Source organism: Acinetobacter baretiae, from assembly GCF_015627105.1.
Lineage (GTDB): Bacteria > Pseudomonadota > Gammaproteobacteria > Pseudomonadales > Moraxellaceae > Acinetobacter > Acinetobacter baretiae.
Genome location: NZ_VTDM01000017.1, coordinates 57,173 through 83,421 on the forward strand (window position 1 = coordinate 57,173; position 26,249 = coordinate 83,421).

The 26,249-nt window shown below is 38.2% G+C and carries 25 protein-coding genes; 20 read left to right on the forward strand and 5 right to left on the reverse strand.

Annotation, left to right across the window (positions count from 1 at the left end; translation table 11 throughout):
- The first annotated feature begins 96 nt into the window (after positions 1-96).
- Complete coding sequence (locus tag I2F17_RS07775; RefSeq protein ID WP_211139519.1) at positions 97-729, forward strand: TetR family transcriptional regulator C-terminal domain-containing protein; 633 nt, start codon at positions 97-99, stop codon at positions 727-729.
- On the opposite strand, the gene rutD is transcribed toward I2F17_RS07775, so the two are convergent.
- Positions 726-1,499, reverse strand: a complete 774-nt coding sequence (gene rutD, locus I2F17_RS07780) for a pyrimidine utilization protein D (RefSeq protein ID WP_211139520.1) — start codon at positions 1,497-1,499, stop codon at positions 726-728. The genes I2F17_RS07775 and rutD overlap by 4 nt on opposite strands.
- A 176-nt stretch (positions 1,500-1,675) precedes the next feature.
- Here rutD and I2F17_RS07785 point away from each other — a divergent pair, with 176 nt between their 5' ends.
- Positions 1,676-3,139, forward strand: coding sequence for a SulP family inorganic anion transporter (locus I2F17_RS07785; protein WP_196421859.1), 1,464 nt, complete (start codon positions 1,676-1,678; stop codon positions 3,137-3,139).
- Between the two features lie 69 nt (positions 3,140-3,208).
- Positions 3,209-5,212, forward strand: a complete 2,004-nt coding sequence (gene pgaB / locus I2F17_RS07790) for a poly-beta-1,6-N-acetyl-D-glucosamine N-deacetylase PgaB (RefSeq protein ID WP_211139521.1) — start codon at positions 3,209-3,211, stop codon at positions 5,210-5,212.
- Positions 5,213-5,329: 117 nt separating this feature from the next.
- Here the strand turns inward: pgaB and I2F17_RS07795 are convergent, their stop codons facing one another.
- Entirely contained in the window at positions 5,330-6,187 is an 858-nt protein-coding gene (locus tag I2F17_RS07795) for an SDR family oxidoreductase (RefSeq protein ID WP_196421855.1), read from the reverse strand.
- Between the two features lie 117 nt (positions 6,188-6,304).
- Between I2F17_RS07795 and I2F17_RS07800 the strand changes: the two genes are divergently transcribed.
- The 10 genes from I2F17_RS07800 to urtE all read left to right on the forward strand — a co-directional run bounded on the left by I2F17_RS07800 (position 6,305) and on the right by urtE (position 15,775).
- Positions 6,305-6,670 carry a winged helix-turn-helix transcriptional regulator gene (locus I2F17_RS07800; RefSeq protein ID WP_196421854.1) on the forward strand — a complete coding sequence of 122 codons (366 nt, stop codon included), beginning with the start codon at positions 6,305-6,307 and terminating at the stop codon, positions 6,668-6,670.
- A gap of 326 nt (positions 6,671-6,996) precedes the next feature.
- A complete protein-coding gene (locus I2F17_RS07805; RefSeq protein ID WP_196421853.1) occupies positions 6,997-7,785 on the forward strand; it encodes a transporter substrate-binding domain-containing protein in 789 nt (262 codons plus the stop codon).
- 34 nt (positions 7,786-7,819) lie between these two features.
- Positions 7,820-8,485, forward strand: coding sequence for an amino acid ABC transporter permease (locus tag I2F17_RS07810; protein WP_211139522.1), 666 nt, complete (start codon positions 7,820-7,822; stop codon positions 8,483-8,485).
- A 2-nt stretch (positions 8,486-8,487) separates the two neighbouring features.
- A complete protein-coding gene (locus tag I2F17_RS07815) occupies positions 8,488-9,153 on the forward strand; it encodes an amino acid ABC transporter permease (protein ID WP_235985931.1) in 666 nt (221 codons plus the stop codon).
- Entirely contained in the window at positions 9,131-9,862 is a 732-nt protein-coding gene (locus I2F17_RS07820; protein WP_196421851.1) for an amino acid ABC transporter ATP-binding protein, read from the forward strand. Before I2F17_RS07815 ends, I2F17_RS07820 begins: the two co-directional genes overlap by 23 nt.
- 345 nt (positions 9,863-10,207) lie before the next feature.
- Entirely contained in the window at positions 10,208-11,446 is a 1,239-nt protein-coding gene (urtA, locus tag I2F17_RS07825) for an urea ABC transporter substrate-binding protein (RefSeq protein WP_407926557.1), read from the forward strand.
- An 83-nt stretch (positions 11,447-11,529) separates the two neighbouring features.
- Positions 11,530-13,170, forward strand: a complete 1,641-nt coding sequence (urtB, locus tag I2F17_RS07830) for an urea ABC transporter permease subunit UrtB (protein ID WP_211139523.1) — start codon at positions 11,530-11,532, stop codon at positions 13,168-13,170.
- 3 nt (positions 13,171-13,173) lie between these two features.
- Positions 13,174-14,244 (forward strand): urea ABC transporter permease subunit UrtC, encoded by a 1,071-nt coding sequence (gene urtC / locus I2F17_RS07835; protein ID WP_211139524.1) that lies wholly within the window; start codon positions 13,174-13,176, stop codon positions 14,242-14,244.
- Positions 14,244-15,068 (forward strand): urea ABC transporter ATP-binding protein UrtD, encoded by an 825-nt coding sequence (gene urtD, locus I2F17_RS07840; protein ID WP_196421847.1) that lies wholly within the window; start codon positions 14,244-14,246, stop codon positions 15,066-15,068. Before urtC ends, urtD begins: the two co-directional genes overlap by 1 nt.
- 8 nt (positions 15,069-15,076) lie before the next feature.
- The gene (gene urtE / locus I2F17_RS07845) at positions 15,077-15,775 is read left to right on the forward strand and encodes an urea ABC transporter ATP-binding subunit UrtE (protein WP_211139525.1); all 699 of its coding nucleotides are present in this window, start codon (positions 15,077-15,079) and stop codon (positions 15,773-15,775) included.
- Between the two features lie 243 nt (positions 15,776-16,018).
- Here urtE and I2F17_RS07850 read toward each other — a convergent pair whose 3' ends face one another.
- Positions 16,019-16,729, reverse strand: a complete 711-nt coding sequence (locus tag I2F17_RS07850) for a class II aldolase and adducin N-terminal domain-containing protein (protein ID WP_196421845.1) — start codon at positions 16,727-16,729, stop codon at positions 16,019-16,021.
- A 178-nt stretch (positions 16,730-16,907) separates the two neighbouring features.
- Between I2F17_RS07850 and I2F17_RS07855 the strand changes: the two genes are divergently transcribed.
- Both I2F17_RS07855 and I2F17_RS07860 read left to right on the forward strand, forming a co-directional pair.
- A complete protein-coding gene (locus tag I2F17_RS07855; protein WP_196421844.1) occupies positions 16,908-17,771 on the forward strand; it encodes an ABC transporter substrate-binding protein in 864 nt (287 codons plus the stop codon).
- A 76-nt stretch (positions 17,772-17,847) separates the two neighbouring features.
- A complete protein-coding gene (locus I2F17_RS07860) occupies positions 17,848-18,798 on the forward strand; it encodes an NAD(P)-dependent oxidoreductase (RefSeq protein ID WP_211139526.1) in 951 nt (316 codons plus the stop codon).
- A gap of 464 nt (positions 18,799-19,262) precedes the next feature.
- Here I2F17_RS07860 and I2F17_RS07865 read toward each other — a convergent pair whose 3' ends face one another.
- Positions 19,263-20,534, reverse strand: coding sequence for a flavin-containing monooxygenase (locus tag I2F17_RS07865; protein WP_211139527.1), 1,272 nt, complete (start codon positions 20,532-20,534; stop codon positions 19,263-19,265).
- Between the two features lie 277 nt (positions 20,535-20,811).
- On the opposite strand from I2F17_RS07865, the gene I2F17_RS07870 reads away from it, so the two are divergent.
- The 4 genes from I2F17_RS07870 to argE are packed head-to-tail and all read left to right on the forward strand — an operon-like array spanning position 20,812 to position 24,048.
- Entirely contained in the window at positions 20,812-21,225 is a 414-nt protein-coding gene (locus tag I2F17_RS07870; protein WP_196421841.1) for a RidA family protein, read from the forward strand.
- A 16-nt stretch (positions 21,226-21,241) separates the two neighbouring features.
- The gene (locus I2F17_RS07875) at positions 21,242-21,916 is read left to right on the forward strand and encodes a DUF1028 domain-containing protein (RefSeq protein WP_196421840.1); all 675 of its coding nucleotides are present in this window, start codon (positions 21,242-21,244) and stop codon (positions 21,914-21,916) included.
- Positions 21,917-21,940: 24 nt separating this feature from the next.
- Positions 21,941-22,906, forward strand: coding sequence for a LysR family transcriptional regulator (locus I2F17_RS07880; RefSeq protein ID WP_211139528.1), 966 nt, complete (start codon positions 21,941-21,943; stop codon positions 22,904-22,906).
- A 5-nt stretch (positions 22,907-22,911) separates the two neighbouring features.
- Complete coding sequence (gene argE, locus I2F17_RS07885; protein WP_211139529.1) at positions 22,912-24,048, forward strand: acetylornithine deacetylase; 1,137 nt, start codon at positions 22,912-22,914, stop codon at positions 24,046-24,048.
- Positions 24,049-24,337: 289 nt separating this feature from the next.
- On the opposite strand, the gene I2F17_RS07890 is transcribed toward argE, so the two are convergent.
- Complete coding sequence (locus tag I2F17_RS07890; RefSeq protein WP_196421837.1) at positions 24,338-25,228, reverse strand: LysR family transcriptional regulator; 891 nt, start codon at positions 25,226-25,228, stop codon at positions 24,338-24,340.
- Positions 25,229-25,379: 151 nt separating this feature from the next.
- Here I2F17_RS07890 and I2F17_RS07895 point away from each other — a divergent pair, with 151 nt between their 5' ends.
- Positions 25,380-26,231, forward strand: coding sequence for an aldo/keto reductase (locus tag I2F17_RS07895; RefSeq protein ID WP_196421836.1), 852 nt, complete (start codon positions 25,380-25,382; stop codon positions 26,229-26,231).
- Positions 26,232-26,249: the final 18 nt, after the last annotated feature.

Here is a 26,249-nt window from a genome sequence, read left to right on the forward strand (position 1 = left end):
GCACAAATTTTATGCAGAAAATGCTAAAGTACAGCAAGTTGTATATACTCAGCTAAACCCACTAAAGGTCAATCATAGGTGTTGATGTGAGTGCAAATGAGTCGCAGTAAGAAAACGCAAGTAATGGCATCTAAAGAACAGCATATTGTTTTATCTGCATTGTCGGTATTTTCACATTATGGTTTGCAAGGTGCCAGCATGGAAAAAATTGCTGAAGCGGCAGGTGTGTCTAAATCTAATTTATTTTATTATTTTAAAAACAAAGAGCACTTATATATAGAGGTACTGTCTTATGTGTTGACCGAATGGTTAACGCCTTTGAATTATTTTTCTGAAGAAAGTGACCCTCAACAGGTCTTAGAAAGTTATATTGAACTTAAATATGAGATGTCAAAGAACAATCCTCAGGCTTCTCGTTTGTATGCTTTAGAAATCATTCAAGGCTCACCTTATTTAATGAAGGTATTAAAAACTGCATTAAAACCGTTGGTACTGAAAAAAGTACAGATTATTGAATACTGGATTGCACAAAAGAAAATTAAACCTGTATCGCCAATTCATCTCATTTTTCATATTTGGGCAGTGACACAGCATTATGCAGATTTTGCCACGCAAGTTCAGGTTGTGTCGGGTAAAACACTGAGCAATAAAGCATTTAAACAAGATGCAATTGCCACGACCAAGCAATTACTCGTAAATAGTATTTTACCAGACACTTTTTTAGATTAAGGCATTAAAAATTTGAATAAACAGTCATTTATTTGGGACGTTTGAGTGACTGTAGAAGCATGTGCTCCTGTATCAAATAATTCAAATTGACTGTGAGTAATGGCTTTAGAGAGTGCAAGACCGCGCTGCCAAGGTACTAAAAAATCATCTTGATTACTGATAATTAAACAAGGCATATCAATGGCATGAATGGCATGTAATGGTTGATAGCTTTTAAGTGCATGTAGTCGAGTTTTAATATTATGCGTGGTGCACGCTTGATCTATCATGTACTGTTCTTGCTGTTTAAGCTGTTGGTCATGTTGTGAAATCCATGCAGGTGGATATAAAAACAATGCTTGGGCTTGAATGTATGCTGAAATACCTGCATGTTCGAGTAACTTAAGACGTGTGTTAAAACAACGTATTGTATGTGGGTCTAGTTCTTCCCATGGATTAATCATAATGATTTTTTCAATCTGTTTCGGTGCGATTTTGGCTAATTCCATGCCAATAAATGCACCTAAAGCATGACCTATAAAATAACAGGTTTTAATCTGTGCATGCTCTATGATTTGATATAACTCACGTGCCATGTCTGTTAATGTATAATCTTGAGGTAGATCGGCACTTTGATGATGAATACCGACATGATCATAGGTAAGTACATTAAAATGTTGTGTTAGTGCTTCAAGTTGTGGTGCCCAAAATTGAGCATGTCCTCCTAAACCTGAACTGAGAACAATCGTTTTGGCCTCGGATTGTTGACTTGGATAAATGGTATATGTCATGTGAAAACCAAAAAAGAAAAAAGATTTCCTTTTCTAAAGCAAAAACTATACCTGTTCACACTTAAGTAAATTTTAATGGCTTTGTGGCAGAGTAATTGTTATACGCTTCTGGTCGCAGTATTTTTTAAGTATTTGATTTTAATTTAGTTGATTGTCTTTATACAACATGGTTCCTTATGTTACTTCATTATCAAAAACAATGGTTTGGTCATATTCGTAAAGATGTTTTGGCAGGGCTTGTGGTTGGTCTGGCATTAATTCCTGAAGCGATTTCTTTTTCAGTGATTGCAGGTGTTGATCCAAGTGTTGGATTATATGCTGCTTTTTCGATGGCTGTGGTGAGTGCATTTGTGGGGGGGCGCCCTGCAATGATTTCGGCTGCCACAGGTGCGATGGCATTGCTCATGGTCACACTCGTTAAAGAACACGGATTACAGTATTTATTGGCAACAACCATTTTAACGGGGTTACTGCAAATTACCATTGGTAAGATTCGTTTAGCAAAATTAATGCGCTTTGTACCAAAACCTGTTGTAGTTGGTTTTGTAAATGCTTTAGCCATTGTGACATTCATGGCGCAATTACCACACCTTATTCATGTGCCGTATGTGGTATATGGTCTAGTGGCTTTGGGGTTGTTAATTATTTATTTGTTTCCAAAAATTCCTAAAATAGGGCAAATGCTTCCTCCGTCATTGGTGTGTATAGTTGTTTTGACTGTGCTCACATTATTTTTTTCTACCCCTATTAAAACTGTAGGAGATATGGGGAATTTACCCCATAGTTTCCCTGTTTTTTTAATTCCAGATATTCCATTCACATGGCAAACACTATGGATTATTCTTCCATATGCGGTGGCAATGGCGTTTGTTGGATTGCTTGAATCTGTGATGACTGCAAAACTGATTGATCAAATTACACATACCGACAGTAATAAGCATCAAGAGTGTATTGGACAAGGCGTTGCAAATATCGTCACTGGTTTTTTAGGCGGTATGGCAGGGTGTGCAATTATTGGCCAGTCTATGATTAATGTAAAATCAGGTGCAAGAGGTCGACTATCTACCTTTGTTGCAGGGGCATTTCTACTGATTTTAGTGCTGTTTTTAACGGCTTGGCTGAAAGTGATTCCTATGGCTGCGTTGGTTGCAGTGATGATTGTGGTGTGTATTCATACTTTTGATTGGACATCTATTACTGCATTTAATAAACAATCGACCAGTAATAATGTGGTGATGTTAGTGACAGTTGGGGTGGTCTTATATAGTCATAATTTAGCGTTAGGTGTGCTTGCAGGGGTTTTAATTTCAGCATTATGTTTGGTTGCACAACTTGAACAAAGTGTTGAAGTTGAAGCATTGCCTTTGTCTGGGCATACCCAAGTATATCGGGTAACAGGACAGTTATTTTTTAGTTCGTCTGACATCTTTTTTAAAGCTTTTGATTTTAATATAGAGAAAGTAGAACGCGTTGTTATTGATTTAACCGCAGCAAATGTTTGGGATATCAATGCAGTAGAAACTTTGGACGTATTGGTGCAGCAATATCAGCATCTTCAAGTGGAATGTACTGTGATTGGGTTAAATGAAAAAAGTTTAAACGTCATGCAACGTTATAGTCGCAACAGTATGCCCACGTAATGTTCGTGATGATTAAAACAGTATGATATTGATAGATTGTAATGGGCCAATAGGTTGTATAGGAACGATATGCTAAGCCACATGTTAAAAAAAACTCGCCGTAGCTGTATGGCTATGGCCATGCTTGCAACAAGTGCAACAACACTTTATGCACAACTGCCCTCGAACACGGCAGACCCTTTAACCGTCATTGGTTATCATGAAGTAACCAATGAATCAAACGATGCTGTGATTCCACTGTATGCAGTCACCACAGAAAATTTTGAAGCACAAATTAATTATTTGAAAAATAATGGGTTCCATTTTATTTCTACCGACCAATTAATCAAGGCGCATGCAGGTCAAATCAGTTTGCCTACAAAACCTGTTTTGTTGACCGTTGATGATGGCTATGAATCATTTTATAGCAATATTTATCCATTTGTGAAAGCCAATAAAATTCCTGTTGTTCTTGCCATTGTAGGTTCTTGGGTGGATACACCAAGTCATCAAGAAGTACATTTTGGTGACAGTGAAGTGGCACGTAATAAAATTCTGACATGGGCTCAAATTAAAGAAATGAGCGACAGTGGCTATGTTGAAATTGCCAGTCATAGTTATGATTTACATCATGGTGTGCTTGGAAACCCACAGGGTAATTCACAACCTGCGGCAACCACACGTATATATAACCCAAAAACCAAAGGTTATGAAAATGATCAACAATATGCCCAACGCATTTATGAAGATTTGAAAAAAAATAATGAGCGTATGAAAGCCAATGGCATTGCATCACCACGCGTAATGGTGTGGCCATACGGTCGTTATAATACGGAAACAGTCGCCGTGGCAAAAAAATTAGGTATGCCAATCACCGTGAGTTTGGATGATGGCCCTGTATTTGTAAATCAATCGATTAGTGCGATTAATCGAATTTTAATTGAACGAAAAATGACGGTCGAAGATTTAGGCAAAGAAATTTATAATCGTCAGCATGATTTAGGTGATAACTATCGTGCACAAAAGATTATGCATGTAGACCTTGACTACATTTATGACAAAGATGAAAAGCAAGAAGAAAAAAATCTAGGGTTATTGTTAGATCGTATTCAGCAAATGAATGTCAATACGGTATATCTACAAGCTTTTTCTGACAGTGATGCCAATGGCTCAGCAGATATGGTGTATTTCCCAAATCGCTATATTCCTATGCGTCAGGATTTATTTAACCGTGTGGCATGGCAAATTGAAAAACGTACGCAGGTAAAACGTATTTATGCATGGATGCCATTGTTGGCTTGGGAACTACCAAAAAGTAATCCTGTATCTAAAGATTTGGTAAAAACAGAGCAGCCTAAAGCCAGCGATCATTTAAATATGGGTTACATTCGTTTATCGCCATATTCTGCACCTGCACGTAAAGTGATCGAGGGTATTTTTGAAGATTTAGGTAAATCTGCAACGTTCGATGGTGTATTGTTCCATGACGACACCACATTGTCTGACTATGAAGATGCAAGCCCAGCTGCGTTAAAAGCGTATGCAAAAGCAGGATTGTCAACCAATTTAGATTTTGTTCGCAACAATGATCGAGCATTACAGCAGTGGACTGCATTTAAAACCAAAACCATTGATGATTTAGCCATGCAAGTGGCAAAAGATGTCAGACAGTATCAACCTGCGTTATTAACTGCACGAAATATGTATGCCCAAGTGGTGTTGAATCCGTATGCAGAAAATTGGTATTCTCAATCGCTTGAACAATCGCTGAATCGCTATGATTTTACTGCGATTATGGCCATGCCTTATATGGAACAGGCAAAAGATAAAGATCAGTTTTATCAAGATATTGTGAATCGTTTAAAACAGTATCCAAATGGTCTGCGTAAAGCAGTGGTTGAGTTACAAGCAGTCAATTGGCGTAAAGATAACGCACCTATTCCTTCACAAGAATTGGCCGATACCATTACATCTTTATATGGGCAAGGTGTTATTCATGTTGGATATTACCCAGATGATCCAATTAAAGGACATCCAGACCCTGCAGTATTGCGAAAAGTATTTGACTTAAAACCGAATCGTGTTGAACCATAACGATTTTGTCATGTTATAAAAGCGAGGATATCCTCGCTTTTTTATTGGGTAGGTCAACGCGTGCAATACAAACTGCACAGTGGGAAAATCACACAATGTGATTTTCCCACATTCAGATTAAGCCGTTTTTTGTTGTTCGATAAGGTGTTGAAGCGATGTTGTTTCATGTCCAAGCAGTGTGGCTAGGTCATTTGATTCGCTGTACATAGCGCCTTGAGTCGCCTGTATATCTGCATCTACAATGACATTGACTAAACCTTGTGGCAATCCTGCAGCAACAAGCGCCTGACTGTATTCTGTTGCTGTTAAATTAATATATTCAACAGGTGTGTTGTAGACTTGACCAATGGTCGATGCCAATTCAGCAAGCGTAAAGGCAGGTGAACCTGCAAGTTCATACACTGGATTACCCGATGGTGCTTTGATTAATACATTGGCTGCTGCTTGTGCATAATCTTGACGTGAAGCTGCACTAATTTTACTCGTTTCAGCTGCACCGTAAAGTTTACCTTCGGCCACTGTATGGGCGAGGCTACCCAAATAATTTTCGATGTACCAATTATTACGTAGTAGTGCGTATGCTAAACCACTGTCTTGAATCAAAGCTTCAGTTGCTTTATGTTCAGCCGCTAAACTGAGTGGATTCGTATCTGCATGTAATAAGCTTGTATATGCAATATAAGGTACAGATGCCTGAACAGCCGCATCGATAACCGCTTGATGTTGAGGAACACGCTGTCCAACTTCACTGCCTGAAATAAGAAGTAGGCGATCTACACCATCTAAAGCAGGGCGTAAGCTTTCAGATTGACTATAATCGAAAAACCGAACATCAATCCCTTGTTCTACAAAATGTTGCGCCTTTTTTGTATCACGAACTAACGCAATAATATTTTCAGGTGCAGTCTGTTGACTCAATGCTTGAATGACTAAATGACCTAATTGACCTGTTGCACCTGTAACTGCAATTTTCATATAAAACCTCTTGTTAAATGGTAGGGTTATTTACTGAACGATATTTATGCTATGCTAAATACTTACTAATTGTAAGTACTTACCTAAAAGTAAGTATAGTAAAAAAGGAAATAAATAATGTCTAATATGTCACTTCAAGGTTATGTTTTATCGAGTCAATGCCCATCTAGACAAATTTTAGAGCGTTTGACCAGTAAATGGTCTGTACTTATTTTACGCTGTTTGAGTCAACATGCTGTGTTGCGATTTAGTGAATTAAAGCAACATATTGATGGTGTAAGTGAAAAAATGCTCTCTCAAACATTAAAAATGCTTGAACAAGATGATTTTATTTCACGACAAGTGTATGCCGAAATTCCACCGAAAGTAGAATATCGTTTAACCGCCTTAGGCCAGCAAGCGGCAGAAAAAATAGCCTATTTGGTCTATTGGATTGAAGATAATCTTGAAGAAATTTTGGCACATCGACAGCAGGCACAATAGTGCGCAGTACCAATAATTGATTTGATCAATGGTCTATTATATGGCAATTGGTCAAACACGAAGTAAAACATCGCATAATACGTACTTTTTTAGTGCAGTATTTCATACACATGCTGTGCTTTGTGTATCTAAATGACAAGGCACTGATGAAATCAAATAGATTATTTGAAATGAATCTTTCTTTGTTTATATAGATAAGAGGCTTGAAGTAAATGAAACAACCATCAAGGCTTTATTTAATTGAACATTTGGTGTTTTGAATTCATGGCATAATTATTGCTCCTGTGTTGGTACATCTTTTACTGTTATGTACTTTCGGGGTCATTATGTTTAAACCATCTTCTTTGCTCTTGGCACTTTCTGTTTTAACATCGGCAACAATGATTCCAACTTTTGCAAATGCAGATGCACTTGCAGACATCAAAAAATCAGGTGTAATTAAAGTTGCAATTCCACAAGACTACCCTCCGTTTGGTTCAGTGAGTAAAGATTTACAAGCCCAAGGTTACGATATTGATGTAGCTAAACTGATTGCCCAATCTTTAGGGGTGAAATTGGTTCTTGTACCTGTGACCAGTGCCAATCGAATTCCATTTTTAACCACAAAAAAAGTTGATTTAGTCATTTCTAGTTTAGGTAAAACACCTGAACGTGAACAAGTCATTGATTTTGTTGGACCATATGCCCCATTTTATTTAGGCGTATTTGGTCAAAAAAATGAACAAGCAAAATCTGTAGCAGAGCTTGCAGGAAAAACAGTGGGTGTAACGCGTGGAGCAATCGAAGATATTGAATTGACAAAAATGGCGCCGGCATCTACAACAATTAAACGTTTTGAAGATAATAATTCAACAATTTCATCATTTTACTCAGGTCAAGTGAGCCTAATTGCCACAGGTAATGTTGTTGCAGGTACGCTTAGCAAAAATTTTACAAAAAAACCATTAGATACCAAATTTATTATTAAAAACTCTCCATGTTATATCGGACTCAATAAAGGTGAATCTGAGCTACACAATAAAATTACCAGTATCATCACTACCGCAAAAAGTAATGGTCAGCTTAATCGTATCTCTGTGCAATGGCTGAATGCACCGCTGCCAAAACAATTTTAAGTTGTGATATTGCCACCGTTAAAAAGAGAGTGTGATGTCATACCAGTTTGATTTTTCGAGTGTATTACCCTATAGCGGTATGATTGTTGAAGGTTTAGGACAAACATTGTTACTGACGGTTGTCGGAACCGTGTTTGGCCTAGTACTAGGTATTTTTGCTGGGGCATGTCGAGCATGGAAAATACAACCTTTAAGTGCGATTTTTCGCGTGTATGTCGAATTAATTCGTAATACACCTTTTTTAGTTCAGTTGTTTTTTATATTTTTTGGTTTACCTGCCATTGGCGTGACCATGAATGCATGGACGGCATCTATTTTAGCCATGATTATCAATTTAGGGGCTTATAGTGCGGAAATTGTTCGTGCAGGTATACAGGCAACAGCCAAAGGACAAATTGAAGCAGCTGAATCTTTGGCCATGACTCGATTTCAAATTTTACGTTATGTGGTTTTACCACCATCACTTGGACGAGTATGGCCTGCTTTATGTAGCCAAATTATTATTGTGATGTTGGGTTCATCGGTCTGTTCACAAATTTCAATGGAAGATCTGACATTTGCTGCGAATTTTATTCAATCACGAAATTTTAGAAGCTTCGAAATTTATATTGTGATTGCCATATTATATTTAATGTTATCTGTGATGATTCGTGCTTTGTTGTTGCGTTTGGGGCGTATCTGCTTTAAGGGGAGTGACTGACAATGATGATGCAAGAATTTACGCTTTGGGACATTATTCATAACTTACTTAATGGTTTTGGTTGGTCACTTGTTTTATCGTTAATCGTTTTTGTATTGGGCGGAGTATGTGGTTTATTGATTCTTATGCTCAGAATCAGCAAAGATCCGATTTTACAAAAAATTGCCATTGTTTATATTGAATTTTTCCAAGGCACGCCTTTGTTAGTGCAATTGTTCATGACTTTTTTTGGGCTTGCATTACTTGGGTTTGATACTTCTGCTTGGGTTGCTGCCTCTTTTTCTTTGACCGCGTATGCTGCTGCATACTTTGCAGAAATTTGGCGTGGTTGCGTACAATCTGTGCCTGTTGGTCAGTGGGAAGCGGGTAGTAGTTTAGCACTGACACGTTTTCAACAGTTTCGTTATGTGATTTTACCGCAAGCTTTACGTATTGCAATTGCGCCTACGGTGGGTTTTTCGGTACAAATTGTGAAAGCAACGGCGGTCACGTCTATTATTGGTTTTACAGAACTAACCAAAACAGGTTCCATTTTAGCCAACGCAACATTTGAACCATTTTTAGTCTTTGGTTTAGTGGCTGTGTGTTATTTTATTTTATGTTTCCCATTGTCAGCATTGGCATCTTATCTTGAGAAGAAACTTCATGTCACTACTTCACATACATAATTTACATAAGCATTTTGGTGAAAACCATGTTTTAAAAGGCATTGATCTAGATGTAGAAGCAGGGTCGGTGGTGTCAATTATTGGTCGTAGTGGTTCAGGAAAAAGTACGTTATTACGCTCAATTAATGGCCTAGAAACCATTGATCAAGGATACATTGAAGTAGATGGTACGGTTTTAGATGTTGATCGTACAGATTTGCGAGAGTTACGTTTAAAAGTCGGCATGATTTTTCAACAATTTAACTTGTTTCCACATTTAAGTGTGGTTCAAAATGTCATGCTTGCTGTGCAAGTAGTTAAAAAAATCGATAAAGCAAAAACCCATGCATTGGCATTAGATATGCTCGATAAGGTGGGTTTAAAAGCCAAAGCAGATGCTATGCCCAATCAGTTATCTGGCGGTCAACAACAACGTGTTGCGATTGCTAGAGCATTGGCTATGTCGCCCAAAATTTTACTCTGTGATGAAATTACATCGGCACTTGACCCTGAACTTGTAAATGAAGTATTGGCGGTTGTCCGTGATTTAGCACATGAAGGAATGACACTGATTATGGTGACGCATGAAATGCGTTTTGCTAGAGATGTGGGGGATTATTTACTGTTTATGCATGAAGGTAAAGTACACGAGTATGGCCCAGCGAAAACATTATTTGCCGAACCAAAAACCGAGGAACTGCAATCGTTTATTCGTATGACGCAAGGTTGATCGATTCCATACAGCATTGATGTTGTATGGAGGATAATACATGGTTGAGTCGCGACCATTGATAGATACACTACAGTTTTTAATGAAGAATAAATAGTGAATGTGCGTTAAATACCGCTCTGTTTACCTATGGCAATCAAAGTTCATTGCTATAGGTAAATGATCATAAAAATCACAACACATACCATGTCATTTTAAGACTTAAGTCTATAATAAAAATGATTGGCACATAACTTGCTCCCTTTGGCGTATAGAACGACCACATAAAGAGATTGGAGTAGTAACATGCGCCTAACGCACCATATTTTATCTAAAAGCTTATTTGCAGCAACAATTCTTGGGGGTATGGTATTAACGGGCTGTTCAAAACCTGCTGAAACACCTGTAGAAACCAAGCCCACACCTGCATCAGAAACAAAAACAACAGCACCAAGTGGCGATACCATTAAAGTGGGTATTTTGCACTCACTTTCGGGAACGATGGCAATTTCAGAAACGTCTTTAAAAGACACGGCCTTGATGGCGATCAATGAAATTAATGCCAAAGGTGGTGTGCTGGGTAAAAAATTAGAGCCTGTGGTGGTAGATCCTGCATCGAACTGGCCGTTATTTGCCGAAAAAACACGTCAATTAATTACACAAGATAAAGTGGCTGTGATTTTTGGTTGTTGGACATCGGTATCTCGTAAGTCTGTATTACCTGTGGTTGAAGAGTTAAATGGCTTGCTATTTTACCCTGTACAGTATGAAGGCCAAGAACAATCAAAAAATATTTTCTATACGGGCGCTGCACCTAACCAACAAGCGATTCCTGCGGTGGAATACCTCATGAGTGATGAGGGTGGTAAAGCCGAGCGCTTTGTTTTATTGGGCACAGATTATGTGTATCCACGTACCACCAATAAAATTTTACGTGCCTTTTTAAAGTCTAAAGGGGTGGCTGATGCAGACATCATGGAAGAATACACACCATTTGGTCATAGCAACTATCAAACCATTGTAGGAAATATTAAGAAATTCTCAGCAGGTAAAAAGACAGCAGTCATTTCAACCATTAATGGCGATTCAAATGTACCGTTCTACCGTGAGTTGGGCAATCAAGGGATTAAAGCATCAGATCTTCCTGTAATGGCTTTTTCAGTCGGTGAAGAGGAATTACGTGGTATAGATACAAAACCATTGGTCGGTCATTTGGCCTCTTGGAACTATTTCATGTCGGTAAAAAACCCTGTAAATACCGACTTTATTGGCAAAATGAAGCAATATGCTGTGCAGTATAAATTGCCAAATGCCGATAAATTAGTCACGAACGACCCAATGGAAGCCACTTATGTAGGCATTAACATGTGGAAGCAAGCGGTTGAAAAAGCAGGTACGACCGATGTAGATAAAGTTCGTGATGCTATGGCAGGTCAAACCTTTAATGCGCCATCTGGTTACACTTTAAAAATGGACGAAAAAAATCATCACCTTTATAAACCTGTGATGATTGGTCAAATTCGTGCCGATGGACAATTTGATGTTGTCTATAAATCACCAACCACCATCGAAGCACAGCCATGGAGTACTTATATTCCTAAGTAAGCCACTCTAAAAAGCCCATTATGCTGCGTGTAATGGGCTTTTGTATGGCTATTTTTATTTTCTATAAAATAGGAGAGTCGCTGATGTTGGTGAAAACGCGTATCGCAACCATTTTACTCCTCGTCGCACAGTGGTGTTGTATTCAATCTATTTATGCTGAATCGACCACAAATACAACAGCAATGGCATCTGAGCAACAAGTCACTTCTGATGATGCGATTCAAAAATTTGTGAAAGCAAATTTTTCGGAACGCCGTAATATGCTCAATCAATGGCCAGCAAGTGTAGAACAACTTGAACAACTTGCAGATTTTTTGGAAAAAGAACAATTATATGTAGATAGTGCAGGGCATACCTACATTATGAAATCTGCTGATGATGTGGTTCGCTATCCGCAAGATCAGCAAGTGAAACCGACACCGACCGATTTAAACCAAGTGACTTTGGTGAACACACTACAAAAAGCATTAAGTTTTGGTTTAGCTAAAGCAAAGCTTAAGTCAGACAGCCCTTCACAACGTTTAAAAGCCATTGATATTTTAGAGTCCAACGTGAGTGAACTTGACCCTAACATGGTCAGTCAATTATATGCACATGAGTCGAGTGATCAGGTTAAGCAGCGCTTATTGCTTCTCAAAGCTCGAATGGATTTATCGAGTACCGATGTAAAAACTAAAATACACGCTGCTGAAACACTCAAAGCATCTAATCGGCCTGATGTATTGGCAGATGTGGAGCAACAGTTAAGCCAAACAGCATTAGATCCACAATTAAAACAAGCCCTTGAACAAGCCAAAAAAGATATTTCATGGCGTTTAAAAATGAGCGAGTGGAGTAGTTATATATTTTCGGGGTTCAGTACAGCCAGTATTTTACTACTTGCAGCATTAGGGCTTGCCATTACCTATGGTTTGCTCGGTGTGATTAATATGGCGCATGGTGAACTGATCATGATTGGTGCATATACCACTTATGTGGTGCAAGGCGTATTTAAAACTTATTTATCACATTATATGGATTGGTACTTAATTGCTGCTATTCCTGCTGCATTTTTAGTCAGTGCGCTTATTGGTATGCTCATTGAACGTACGGTGATTCGTCCTTTATATGGTCGTCAGCTTGAAACACTCTTGGCTACTTTTGGGGTGAGCCTAATTTTAATGCAATTAGTGCGTATGATTTTTGGTGCACAAAACGTAGAAATTTCCAATATTTCTTGGTTATCGGGTGGTTGGTCAATTACACCATCACTGATTTTGCCGTACAACCGAATTGCGATTATTGGTTTTACCGTGGCAATTTTAATGCTTTTACTATATGTGTTGAATAAAACCCGTTTTGGTTTGTTTATTCGTGCAGTCACACAAAATCGTCAAATGGCTCGTGCAGTGGGTATTCGATCTGCTCGTATAGACATGATGGCCTTTGGTTTAGGGTCAGGTTTAGCAGGTCTTGCAGGTTGTGCTTTGGCGCAAGTGGGTAATGTTGGCCCTGATTTGGGGCAAAATTATATTATTGATGCCTTTTTAGTGGTCGTTGTTGGGGGTGTAGGGCAAGTGTGGGGTGCAGTATTGGCGGCGCTTGGTCTTGGTGTGAGTGGTACAGTGCTCGAAATTGGCCTTGGTGCGGTATTGGCCAAAATTATTTTATTGGTGCTTGTTGTGTTGTTTATTCAAAAACGTCCGCAAGGTTTATTTGCAATTAAAGGCCGCTTTGTGGAGTAATTTATGAAAATACAAGCATTACTTTCAGATCGACCAATGAGTGCAGTACTCATTGCTTTGTGCTTTGCCGTATTACTGCTGTTACCGTGGTTGCATCTATTGTCACCCACATCAAGTTTGTACTTGTCGGCATATTGGGTCACTTTACTGGGAAAAATAATGTGTTTGGCCTTAGTGGCCTTAGCCCTCGATTTAGTATGGGGGTATGCTGGCATACTCAGTTTAGGGCATGGTCTGTACTTTGCCTTAGGTGGTTATGCCTTTGGTATGTACCTTATGCGTCAGTCATCTGGCGATCAATTACCTGACTTTATGCGTTTTTTGAGTTGGACAGAGCTACCTTGGTATTGGATAGGCACAAATCACTTTGTATGGGCGTTGTTTTTGGTGGTGGCAGTGCCTGGTCTTGTGGCACTGATTTTTGGATTTTTTGCCTTTCGCTCAAAAATTAAAGGTGTGTATTTTTCAATTATTACTCAAGCCATGACCTTTGCTGCCGCTTTATTATTTTTTCGTAATGAAACAGGTTTTGGTGGTAACAACGGTTTTACAGGGTTTAAAACCATTTTAGGATTTGATATTACATCTGCACCCATGCGTGCAATGTTATGTTCACTCACAGCATTGGTATTGTTACTGTGTTTTATGGGTTTGCGTAGCCTCATGAATCGACCTTATGGTCGTGTATTAGGTGCTATTCGTGACAGTGAAAATCGGTTGCAATATTTAGGTTATCGCACCTTATGGTACAAGTTATCTGCTTGGATTTTATCGGCCATGATTGCAGGAATTGCAGGGGCATTGTATGTCCCACAAGTGGGCATTATTAATCCGAGTGAAATGAACCCTGTAAACTCAATCGAGATTGCAGTATGGGTGGCATCGGGTGGTCGAGGCACACTTATCGGCCCCATTTTAGGTGCAGGGATTATTAATGGTATGAAAACCTATTTTACAGTGGCATATCCTGAAGCATGGCTACTGATTTTAGGGGCATTGTTTATTGTGGTGACCATATTCTTGCCTAAAGGGATTATTGGTTTATTTGAGCGTTTTAAAAAGGGAGACCGCTAATGTCAACAATAGAAAAAGACATTGAACATGGTGGTCAAGTCGGTGAACAGTATGCTCGACTCAAACAAGCTGGGCCTGATTTTACTCATGGCGTAGCGTTATATTTAGAAAATGTGAGTGTTTGGTTTGATTCTTTTCGTGCTTTAAATGATTTGTCGCTATACATTCAAGAGGGCGAGTTGCGCTGTATTATTGGCCCAAATGGTGCGGGTAAAACTACACTCATGGACGTAATTACAGGAAAAACACGCCCCACAGAAGGCAGTGCTTTTTTTGGGCAAAATTATAATTTAGCCAAAATGAGTACAGAGCAAATTGCAGAGTCTGGCATTGGGCGTAAGTTTCAAAAGCCAACCGTATTTGAAAATTTTACGGTGATGGAAAATTTACTGTTAGCAGCACCTAAAGATAAACGAGTGAAAAAAAGTTTATTTCGTAAACTCAGTGCAGATGCGCAACTGGCCTTAGATGAGTCGTTACAGCAAATCCGCTTACAAGAGTTTATTCACAAGCCTGCTGGTTTATTGTCACATGGTCAAAAGCAGTGGCTGGAAATTGGTATGTTGCTGATGCAACGCCCAAAATTGATTTTACTCGATGAACCTGTCGCAGGTATGACCGATGCCGAAACAGAGCGTACAGCCGAATTGTGTTTGGAGCTGAAAAAAAATCATACCTTGGTGGTGGTCGAACATGATATGAGCTTTATTGACACCATCAGTGAAAAGGTGACTGTGCTTGCACAAGGGGCAATCCTTGCCGAAGGTACACTTGCCGAAGTTCAAGCCAATGAAGATGTCATTGAAAAGTATTTAGGGCGTTAGGAGCGAGCATGTTAGAAGTAAAACAGATTAATCAATTTTATGGTGGTAGCCATATTTTACGAGATGTGTCTTTTACCGCACCTATGGGGGCATGTTCTGTAGTTTTAGGGCGTAATGGCGTAGGTAAAACCACTTTTTTGAAATGTTTAATGGGTATTTTGCCAATTAAGTCAGGTGAAATTTTACTCAATGGCAAAGATATTTCTAAAATGAGTCCAGAACAACGTGTGCGAGCAGGATTAGCATATGTACCACAGGGACGTGATATTTTTTCAACACTGACGGTAGAAGAAAACATTTTAATTGGCATGGCGAAGTTTTCAGGCGCAAAAACTAAAAAAGTACCGAGCCATTTATATGAAATTTTTCCTGTTTTAGATGAAATGAAACATCGCCGTGGGGGGGATTTATCGGGTGGGCAACAGCAACAACTTGCCATTGCACGTGCATTGGCTTCTGAACCGAGTGTGCTCATTTTAGATGAACCCACTGAGGGAATTCAGCCTTCAATTATTAAAGACATTGGCCGTGTCATTCGTAAACTTGCAGATCAAGGAGATATGTCGATTGTATTGGTTGAGCAATTTTATGATTTCGCTGAAGAAATTGCAGATTACTACACAGTCATGTCACGTGGGCAAGTGGTGGCAGAAGGCATTGGTGCAGATATGCCTGCACAAGGCATTAAAGATTTAGTCGCAATTTAACCTAAATGTATGGAAAATCCCCCATACATTTAGGCTTAAAGCGATGCTTACTGTTTTGCCTTTATAGTGAAGCCGTTGAAAAATACATACATGTAAAAAGCAACAGAATACATATAGGTCAGCCTTTAATATTTTTGTTTGTATAAACAATGAGAGGGTTTCACTAGATGAGGCAAATATTCAATTTTTAGTTGTATGGTGAGATTGTATGCGTATTAAAATATAGAGGTGATGATCTCTCTTTTAAATGTATTTGAGCAATAACATTCGCTTCATTTCTAAAAAATGTGCCTCACTAAAATCTTCAATTTTTTCCCAATCTAAAGCTGTCTTTTCAGCAATGTCATCTGTAAGTATGTTGAGAGGTTGTTGAGTTGCATATGCGGTCGACAAAATTTGGCATGCACGTTCTATGGTGTACATATCGTCAAATGCAACACCAATCGAATGTGAACCAATAAGTACGCCATGATTGCCCATCATCAGACGTTTTTTATCTTTGAGTAATAATGCCAAACGTTGCCCTTCTGCTTTGGAGTCGGCCATGCCACCATAGTGTTCATCGTATGCTACTCGATTAAAATAACGTGCTGTATTTTGATCTATAGGCAAAATTTTTGGATTTTTTAAGCATGCAATGGCTGTGGCATATATGGGGTGTAAATGTAAAACGACTCGAATATCTGGTCGTAATTGATGAATTTGGCCATGTACCGCGAGTGCGGTTGGATCAATCAGTTCGTCATTCAAACAATGTTCATCATCTACATCAACTAAAATTAAATCATTGGGTTGAATACTTGCAAAGTGCTTCCATTTGGGATTAATAAGAAATTTTTTACCGTCCTCTGAAACAGCTGCACTGAAGTGATTTGCAACCGCTTCATGCATATTTAATGTTGCAAATAATTGAAAACAAGCGGCTAAATCAATTCGTATTTGCTGTTCATCCATTGTGAATTATTCCATGTCGTGTTTTTTATTATTTTAGGTGCTTTTGTATAAAAGTTTGCATCGGATTTTTAATAACCCTACATAAGAATTTCAAAATTACTTTTTCAGATGAGATTCCGTATAACTTGATGTCGTCAGCATGGTATTTCATACCATCATACCTGTTTGGAGCATCTTTATGCATATTTTGCGTCAACGTTTAAGCCCTTTACTGGCCTTGTTCATCGTCAGTGGGTTAACAGCATGTGGTAAAACAGAAGGTACGACGTCACAAGATACATCTTCAGCAGTGACATCCATCGTCAAAGTGGGCTCAGATATGACTTTTCCACCCTTTGAATATATGGAAAACAATCAACCCACAGGTTTTGATATTGATTTAATGAAGCAAATTTTGACATATTCGAAGGCAGATGCCGAGTTTGTAGATACTCGTTTTTCTAACTTGATTCCGGGGTTAGAAGGCAAAAAATTTGAAGCTGTAATTTCAGGAATGTATATTACCCCTGAACGTTTGATGAAAGTGGATATGATCCCCTATTTTAAATCAACAGAGTCTGTGTTGGTTCTGAACGATTCAACTTATACACCAAAAGTGCGTGATGATTTATGTGGTAAAACCATTGCCACACAAAAAGGTTCACTCTTTCCAGATCAGTTGAATCAAATGTCGAAAGAAACCTGTATTGCCAAAGGCAAATCGCCCATTACTGTCAGAGAGTTTGATACTTCACCAGAAGCGATTCAAGCGGTGCTTGCAAAAGCAGCCGATGCACAATATGACGATACCAGTGTGGCAAGAATCACAGTGAAAAAACTCAAAAATCGAGTAAAAATCACGTCGACTGAATCATTTTTTCCATTTATTGGTGGGATTGTGGTACGTAAAGGAGATACAGCAACGTATCAACGAATTCATGACGGTTTAGAGAAAATGAAGCAGTCAGGAGAGTATGATGCACTCATTAAAAAATATGATTTAATTGCACCTACGCCAGAAGAGGTGAGCGATTTTATGCAACAGGTTCAAAAAAAAGCATAAGCTAAAATGAATGATGAACATCGTATCAGATTGAAATACGATAATTTTTTGAATTAAAAGACGAGTGTATGTTGTTATGGGGCATTTAAAAATCACCTGTGTAGAAAAAAATATTTTATTAAACCAACCTTTTGAGTTTTCTGTTCCTATTGAATATACAGAGTATGATGGCTTAACTCAGCAAGAGCTGTATGACAAAGTACACGGACAAGATGTCATTATTGTGAGTGACTTAACGGTAGATGAGCATGTTTTAAATCATAACCCTAATTTGAAATTGGTAGCTTTATGTTCTACAGGGTTTGATCATATTGATATTGATCTACTTAAATCAAAAAATATAAAAGTGTGTAATATTCGAGGCTATGCAGGTGATGCTGTAGCAGAACATGCATTTTTATTGATGATTAACTTGATTAAAAACTTTTCTTCGCAACGACAGGCGGTTCAAACTGGGCAATGGTCAGCATCTAAAACATCATTTTATTTAGCAGCCCCCATGTTTGAATTAAAAGGTAAAACATTGGTTATTGTGGGTAAAGGTGAAATTGGTCTTGCCCTCGCAGAGAAAGCGAAAGCGTTTGGTATGGTTGTTATTTTTAGTGAACGTAAACAGGCAACAACGTGTCGTCAGGGGTATATGCCGTTTAATGAAGCGATGGCACAGGCAGACATTTTATCTTTACACTGTGAGTTAAATGAACACACCTTCCATTTGATTGATGATGATGTATTAAGTCGATTGAAAAAAGGCTGTATTTTAATTAATGTTGGACGAGGTGCTTTAATGAATGATCAAGATGTCATTAATGCATTACACCAAAATAGACTTGGTGGACTTGGGGTTGATGTTTTAGACGTTGAGCCTCCACCTCAGCAACATCCATTACTCACCATTCAGCATCCGAATGTTTTAGTCACGGCACATATTGCATGGAATACGCATGAAGCACAACACAGGCTGTTCAACATTTTACAAGAGAATATAAACTCAAATATTACTGGTGTGGACAAAAATCTACTATAATTTGTGGTGGTGAATAAGGTGTGATAACTGAGTTATCACACAGTTTTATATAGTCTGATCTCAATCGATAGGTTTTTAGAACTGTGTGTAAAACAGATGTTCTAAAGCTATTCAATAGTATTCAAAAGATTAGTTTTAAAATAAAAATTTAAAGAATGTTCATTATTTTTGAGTGTCTGATGTTTATTTTTAACCGTGAACGACTGATCAAAAACATTTATTTAAAATCCATCTAACGATAATGTATAGCTCAAAATAATGTGTATTCTCTGAATCAAGAACAGCAAATTTTTCTTTTTTTATGTTTAAAATCCCTTTATTTGGAAGAAAAAATGACAGCTGTTTAAACAGAGAATTTAGAGTGTATTTAAGATAAATACGATATGAAAAAGTTAATGAAAAATAAATCGAGTGAAACAATCAACCATCGAGCGATGATTGATTATTATATTGAAAAAGTATCTTTATTCAACAGTAGAAGCATGTTGCTTTAATGGTAAATACTGTAAATATGTCTTTTGAATAGACATGTGATCTGCAATACGCTTGGCGTCATGCCATACTCCCCAAATAAAGCTAGAGCCTCTCCCAGTAAGATAAGGTAGACCTAGAAAATAAACGCCTGCTAGATCTGTAACGCCATATCGGTGTTTTGGCTGAGATTGTTCATCGAGAACATCTAAATTTAACCATGAGTAATCGTAGCTGAAACCAGAAGCCCATATCACACTTTGAATGTTTTCTTGTGCCAAATCGAGAGATAATATGGGCTGTGTGATGCATGTAGGGTCTTCTAACATCACCCGTGCCTCTGGGTCTTCAGGAAGTGATAAGCCATTATTTTTAATAAATACATCTGCTTCATCGAGCAGTTTTAAATAGCAACGTTCACCTTCATGAATATTTTTTGCTAAATCTTCTTGAAAAGTCACATGGCTTTGAGTAAATGTTTTGGTCATGCCAACCAAAGTAATGCCTTGTTGAACGAGTTTTTTAAAATCAACACTTTGACCACCATGAGCACCGCTTACAGCAAACCCTTTTAATGGGCCTTGATTGGGTTTTTCAACATCCCAGCCACCCAATACGCCCAACCACCATACATTGTCACGACCACGATAACGACGAGGTGGACGTTCGTGCTGTCCAACAGATAAAAAGACTTTTTTACCTGCACGATTGAGTTCATCGGCAATTTGTACCCCTGAAGACCCTGCCCCTACAACCAATACAGCACCTTGAGGTAATTGTTGTGTGTTTTTATATTGATCAGAGTGAATTTGATATAACGTAGATGTTTTAGGTGCAATAGAGGGAATGACTGCTTTTTGAAATGGACCTGTTGCAATGACAAGACGTTCAGCAATAACAGTGCCTTGAGTGGTTTCTATGAGATAGTTGGGTTGAGCTGGTATTTTTGAAACATTAAGTACTTCAGTATTGGTAAAAATGGGGGCATGAATGTGTTTAGCATATGCTTCAAAATAATCTGCCACTTGATCATGGTGCACAAAATCATCTGGGGCTTGAGGGAAATTGAGCTGTGGAAAACGGTCATGCCAACATGGGCCGTTGGCCACTAAAGAGTCCCATCGTCGACTACGCCATGCTTCTGCAATCCGTGATTTTTCTAAAACAATATGGGCAGTACCTGAGGCCGTCAGATGTTCACTCATTGCAATGCCAGCTTGTCCACCACCAATCACAACTGTGTCTATACGTTTGGGTAATTGCATGTTTTCATCCTAAATTACTTATTTTTTTGTATAAAACTGAGCGCTGCGATTGTGCAGAACAGTCTATTTACGCTGATGTTGATATTAGAAATTTGCATCAGAAAATGAAAATCACATATACAAAACAGTTGCATCAAAAAAAACGAATCCAATATTTAAATGAAGGTGATGGGCTTAGTACGGATTAACTGAAGTATAGGCAAGGAAAATATAAATTGTCTTACGCATACAGCATTGCATACTCATCACATTGCACGCATGATGAAAGGACAGGCGGATGAAACATACTCGAATTCGAACATTTAATACAAAAACCACTTATCCAGAACAAAAACTCGATAACGATCTTTGCCAAGCTGTGGTTGCTCGAGGCGCAATGGTTTTTTTAAGAGGACAAATTGGACAAAATTTAGATACCTCAGAAAGTGTATGTATCGGTGATGTGCAAGGCCAAGCAGAACAAGCCATGTTTAATATAGATATGCTTCTTAAAGAGGCAGGTGGAGAGTTACAAGATATTTGTAAAATCACAATTTATATTGTAGACCCACGTTATCGTGAAGCTGTGTATGGTGTGGTTGGTCAGTGGTTAAAAGGCGTGTTTCCTGTTTCTACAGGTATTGTCGTTTCTGCACTTGCTCGTCCAGAGTGGTTGGTTGAAATTGATGCTACAGCGGTGATTCCAGACTAATTTAGAGAAAAAGAAGATGACATTTTCAATTGTTGCACGTTGTGAAAAAACAGGTCAAATGGGAGCGGCAGTTAGTTCTTCATCGCCTGCTGTGGCTGCGCGCTGTATTCGAGCAAAAGCAGGTATTGGTGTGGCGGTTAGTCAAAATATTACCGACCCACATTTGTCTGATGTCTTATTAAACTTGGTTCGTTTTGATGTTGCTCCGAAAAATGCAATGCAAGAACTTGTGGCAAACACCGAATTTATTGACTACCGCCAATTAATGGTCCTAGATACACATGGCCAAGTGGCAACATATAGTGGTGAAAAAACATTAGGTATTTATGCTACACATACAGGTGAGCAAGTTGCTTGTGCAGGCAATTTGTTAAAAAATGATCAAATACCACACGTCATGTGTGATGTGTTTATGCAAAGTAAAGGCGATCTTGCAGAACGATTATTATTGGCGATGCAAGCAGGATTGAGTGCAGGCGGAGAAGCAGGGCCTGTACATTCGGCAGGTATATTGGTTGTCGATAAAATGGATTGGCCAATTATTGATTTACGGGTAGATTGGTTTGAAAAAGATCCTATTGCTGAACTGTATCAAATTTGGAAACACTATGAGCCCCAAGTAGATGATTATATTGGACGTGCTTTAGATCCATCATCTGCTTTAAGCTTTGGAGTGCCGGGTAATTTATAATTTTTTCAACTTTTGGATATAAATGTGCTAAATCGTATTTCATTGCGTCAAATTGAGTATTTTGTAGCGACTGCAGAAAGTGGCAGTATTATTATTGCATCCGAACGAATACATGTTTCTTCACCATCGATTTCTGCCGCAATCGCTCATATTGAATCTGAGTTACAAGTGCAACTGTTCATTCGTCAACATGCAAAAGGGCTCATTTTAACCAATGTGGGTGAGCATTTAATGAAAGAATGTCAGGAGATTTTAGCACGTGCAGGCAATTTATATGCTTTGGCTGCCAATTACTCTGGCTCCATTCGAGGCCCTTTGAAATTAGGATGTTTTTCTGCATTTGCACCCATGTTGTATGCAGAAATCATTCACGGATTTAGTCATTTATATAAAAGTGTACATTTAGACGTGTGTGAAGGCGATCAAGAAGTTTTACTGAGTGGATTACAGCGCAATGTATTAGATGTTGTACTCACATACGATTTAAATATAGACCATGATGTTATACATTTTGAGCCTTTGGCCAGTTTGCCGCCATATGCATTATTTAGTAAAGACCATCCATTAGCAGATGCTTCTGCCGTGACCATGGAAGAATTAGCAGCACATCCGATGGTTTTATTGGATATGCCATATAGTAATGATTATTTTATTTCTTTATTTAAAGAAAAAAAGCTCAATCCAAATATTGTGAAAATGTCTAAAAATACAGAAGTTATTCGTGCCATGGTAGCCAATAATATTGGCTATAGTATTTTAAATGTACGACCAAAAATGAATTATTCTTTAGATGGTAAACCTTTGGTACGTGTACGAATTTCTGGCGAACAACGCCCAATGCAAATTGGGCTTGCGACTGCAAAAAATGCGGTTCTCAATACGGTTGCACAAGCCTTTATTAGTCGATGTCGATCTTTTATTTCTGATCAGTATATTCCGGGTATGGGGGCACCACATTTTTATGACCCACATATTCGAACCAAGGATTAACATTCATGCCCAATACCGCCTCGACAGCATTGTTAAAACAACTTATTGCATTTGATACCACATCGTATAAAAGTAATCTTGAGCTCATTCAATTTGTTCAGCAACAATTTGAAGCATATGACATTGTGGTTCAATTAACATTGAATGAGCAAGGCAATAAAGCCTGCTTGTTTGCAAGTGTTGGGCCACAAGATGTCGCTGGTATATTGTTGTCTGCGCACAGTGATGTTGTGCCTGTTGATGGTCAAGATTGGCAAAGTCCTCCATTTATTGCTGTAGAAAAAGATCAGCAGATTTATGGTCGCGGTACGGCAGATATGAAAGGTTTTATTGCCTGTGCCATGTGGGCGATGATTTGTGCATCACAACAGGGATTAAAAAGACCATTACATTTATGCATTTCTTATGATGAAGAAATTGGTTGTATTGGTGTGCGTGATATTTTGCCACAGCTTGCAGAATTTTTAGTTACTCCTTTAATATGTATTGTGGGTGAACCTACATCTATGCAGATTGCTTTGGGTCATAAAGGCAAGTCCGTTTTTAAAGCCATTTGTACAGGACAAGAAGGTCATTCGGCATTGGCACCACATTTTAGTAATGCCATACATGCTGCCAATGCCTTGATAAATGCTGTGATACAGGTTCAACAAGAGGTGACACAAGATCACCCAACAGATTTAGATTATGATATTCCTTATACGACCTTACACATTGGCAAAATTTATGGCGGGCAAGCATTAAATATTGTGCCAAATGAATGTATTGTAGATTATGAAATTCGTAACATTGCACAAGATAATCATCAGCACATTCAGCAAAAAATATATACTTCTTTAAATAACAGCAGATTTGAAAAATATATTCATATTCATGAAGTGAATCGCTATCCGGGACTGAGTACCGCACACACTATTGACATTGTTCAGCATATGCAAACACTTTTACCTACGTATACACCGCTAGGCAAAATTTCTTTTGGAACAGAAGGAGGACTGTTTTTCGAGTCGCTTGACTGTCCTGTGATTGTTTGTGGCCCCGGTTCAATCGATGTTGCACACAAACCTAACGAATATATTTCACTGAGTCAGCTACAGCAGTGTGATATATTTTTAGATAAAATGATTCATTTTCTTCAATAACCACTTTGTTTAGATGGTAAAAGACGTACTAATGAGATTTTAATACGTTTTTTCTTATTTAAAAAAAATATGATTTACTTCAAATGAAGTGGCAATTGTTTGTATAGAATATTCTTTGTTCAAGGCAATAACGATGCATTTATAGTGAAACCACCGAAAAACACATACAGGTAAAACTACAGAATATGTGTGGGCAAGCCTTTCACTGTATTGACCGTATAAATAATTAAAAGGTTGTACTTTAAAGTGCAGTGAATCATTTATTGTAATGATCGTGGTGTGCTGTTGCTCAAGTGAGTTTTAAGGCATCAACCAATAAGCGAAATAAAGGAGATGATTCGCGTCGACTTGGATAGTACATGTAATATCCTGAATACACCATATTCCACTCTTCTAAAATAGCCACCAATTGACCTTGCTGTATTTCTTTTTCAATCATGATTTTAGGGAGCCAGACAATACCTAGTCCATCTACCCCTGTTTTGATTTGTAATCTAGCATGACTCACTACCATCGAAAAATCGGGTGATATGGTATCTACCTCACTCATATCTTTTCGAAATTCCCAAGATTGAATACGTTCATGGCTAGGTAGGCGTAAACCAATGCATCGATGTTTGTATAATTCTCTAGGATTTTGTGGTGTACCAAAATTTTTTAAATATTCAGGCGAGGCCACAGTCATCATATGTAAAGCAGGTGTGACTTTGACAGAAATCATATCTTTTTGTAGGTATTCTCCAAGTCGAATACCAATGTCATAACGATCTTTGACAATATCAGTGAATGCATAATCCATCGTGAGCTCTAGATGAATATTGGGGTGCTCTTTTGAAAACTGAGAGAGCTTATCCCATAAAAAATAGTTAATGCTCAACTCTGTACCGTTGATTCTGAGTTTACCCGTAGGTGAGGTTCTAAACTCGTTTAAATTATACAGTTTTTGTTCAATACCAATAATCAGTGGCTCGATATCATATAAAAGTTTTTCCCCTTCTTGCGTTAAAGACACACTTCGAGTTGTGCGATTAAGCAATTTTATACCAAGACGTTGTTCAAGCATTTTTAAGGTATAGCTCAGCGCAGATTGAGAAACACCGAGTTGTCCAGATGCTTTTGTAAAACTTTTAAGCCGAGCAACCATAATAAAGGCTTTTAAATCATTTAAATTTTCAGACATGAAAGATCCTTCGAATTGTTTTTTTAATGTACTGCTATTTATCAAAAATTAATATAAATGTAATCGAAATTGTCTGACTAATACACCTGAGCGTCTTGGAGTATAGTGATTTTTCAATCAATACCCTATATGTATGTGATGAGAGGTTGCTATGAAAACGGTGAAATTAAATAACGATATTGACATGCCATTACTCGGTTTTGGTGTATTTCAAATGAGTGACCCCGTGGAATGTGAGCAAGCGGTATTACATGCTATAGATGCAGGGTATCGCTTAATTGATACAGCAGCTTCTTATCAAAATGAAACGCAAGTTGGACAAGCGATTCGCCAAAGCCAAATCCCTCGTGACGAATTATTTGTAACCACCAAATTGTGGCTACAAGATGCAAATTATGCAGGAACAAAAGCGCAATTTGAACGTTCATTGAATCGATTACAACTCGATTATCTCGATTTATATCTGATTCATCAACCGATTGGTGACGTACATGGTGCATGGCACGCCATGGAAGAATTATATGCTGAAGGTAAAATTCGTGCCATCGGTGTCAGCAATTTCCATCCTGATCGCTTGGTCGATTTAATGGCTTTTCATTCGATAAAACCTGCTGTTAATCAAGTTGAAGTCAATCCATTTAACCAACAATTGTATGCTGTACCGTGGATGAATTCTCGTGATATTCAACCAGAAGCTTGGGCTCCTTTTGCAGAAGGAAAAAATAATATATTTAGCCATCCGATACTGATAGAGATTGGCAAAAGATATAACAAATCTGTTGGACAGGTGATTTTACGTTGGTTGTTCCAAAGAAAAATTGTCTCGTTGGCCAAGTCAGTACGAAAAGCACGTTTGCAAGAAAATATTCATATTTTTGATTTTGAGTTATCTGCCGAAGACATGACGCATATAACCGCCATAGATACAGCCACAAGTGCATTTTTCTCTCACCGTGACCCTGCCATGATTGAGTGGTTAGTGGGTCGAAAAATAGATGTTTAATTCATATTTAGGAATGAA

Coding starts and splice junctions, on each gene's coding strand:
- I2F17_RS07775 (WP_211139519.1), top strand. CDS start 97: ATGAGTCGCAGTAAGAAAACGCAAGTAATGGCATCTAAAGAACAGCAT.
- rutD (WP_211139520.1), bottom strand. CDS start 1,499: ATGACATATACCATTTATCCAAGTCAACAATCCGAGGCCAAAACGATT.
- I2F17_RS07785 (WP_196421859.1), top strand. CDS start 1,676: ATGTTACTTCATTATCAAAAACAATGGTTTGGTCATATTCGTAAAGAT.
- pgaB (WP_211139521.1), top strand. CDS start 3,209: ATGCTAAGCCACATGTTAAAAAAAACTCGCCGTAGCTGTATGGCTATG.
- I2F17_RS07795 (WP_196421855.1), bottom strand. CDS start 6,187: ATGAAAATTGCAGTTACAGGTGCAACAGGTCAATTAGGTCATTTAGTC.
- I2F17_RS07800 (WP_196421854.1), top strand. CDS start 6,305: ATGTCTAATATGTCACTTCAAGGTTATGTTTTATCGAGTCAATGCCCA.
- I2F17_RS07805 (WP_196421853.1), top strand. CDS start 6,997: ATGTTTAAACCATCTTCTTTGCTCTTGGCACTTTCTGTTTTAACATCG.
- I2F17_RS07810 (WP_211139522.1), top strand. CDS start 7,820: ATGTCATACCAGTTTGATTTTTCGAGTGTATTACCCTATAGCGGTATG.
- I2F17_RS07815 (WP_235985931.1), top strand. CDS start 8,488: ATGATGATGCAAGAATTTACGCTTTGGGACATTATTCATAACTTACTT.
- I2F17_RS07820 (WP_196421851.1), top strand. CDS start 9,131: ATGTCACTACTTCACATACATAATTTACATAAGCATTTTGGTGAAAAC.
- urtA (WP_407926557.1), top strand. CDS start 10,208: ATGGTATTAACGGGCTGTTCAAAACCTGCTGAAACACCTGTAGAAACC.
- urtB (WP_211139523.1), top strand. CDS start 11,530: ATGTTGGTGAAAACGCGTATCGCAACCATTTTACTCCTCGTCGCACAG.
- urtC (WP_211139524.1), top strand. CDS start 13,174: ATGAAAATACAAGCATTACTTTCAGATCGACCAATGAGTGCAGTACTC.
- urtD (WP_196421847.1), top strand. CDS start 14,244: ATGTCAACAATAGAAAAAGACATTGAACATGGTGGTCAAGTCGGTGAA.
- urtE (WP_211139525.1), top strand. CDS start 15,077: ATGTTAGAAGTAAAACAGATTAATCAATTTTATGGTGGTAGCCATATT.
- I2F17_RS07850 (WP_196421845.1), bottom strand. CDS start 16,729: ATGGATGAACAGCAAATACGAATTGATTTAGCCGCTTGTTTTCAATTA.
- I2F17_RS07855 (WP_196421844.1), top strand. CDS start 16,908: ATGCATATTTTGCGTCAACGTTTAAGCCCTTTACTGGCCTTGTTCATC.
- I2F17_RS07860 (WP_211139526.1), top strand. CDS start 17,848: ATGGGGCATTTAAAAATCACCTGTGTAGAAAAAAATATTTTATTAAAC.
- I2F17_RS07865 (WP_211139527.1), bottom strand. CDS start 20,534: ATGCAATTACCCAAACGTATAGACACAGTTGTGATTGGTGGTGGACAA.
- I2F17_RS07870 (WP_196421841.1), top strand. CDS start 20,812: ATGAAACATACTCGAATTCGAACATTTAATACAAAAACCACTTATCCA.
- I2F17_RS07875 (WP_196421840.1), top strand. CDS start 21,242: ATGACATTTTCAATTGTTGCACGTTGTGAAAAAACAGGTCAAATGGGA.
- argE (WP_211139529.1), top strand. CDS start 22,912: ATGCCCAATACCGCCTCGACAGCATTGTTAAAACAACTTATTGCATTT.
- I2F17_RS07890 (WP_196421837.1), bottom strand. CDS start 25,228: ATGTCTGAAAATTTAAATGATTTAAAAGCCTTTATTATGGTTGCTCGG.
- I2F17_RS07895 (WP_196421836.1), top strand. CDS start 25,380: ATGAAAACGGTGAAATTAAATAACGATATTGACATGCCATTACTCGGT.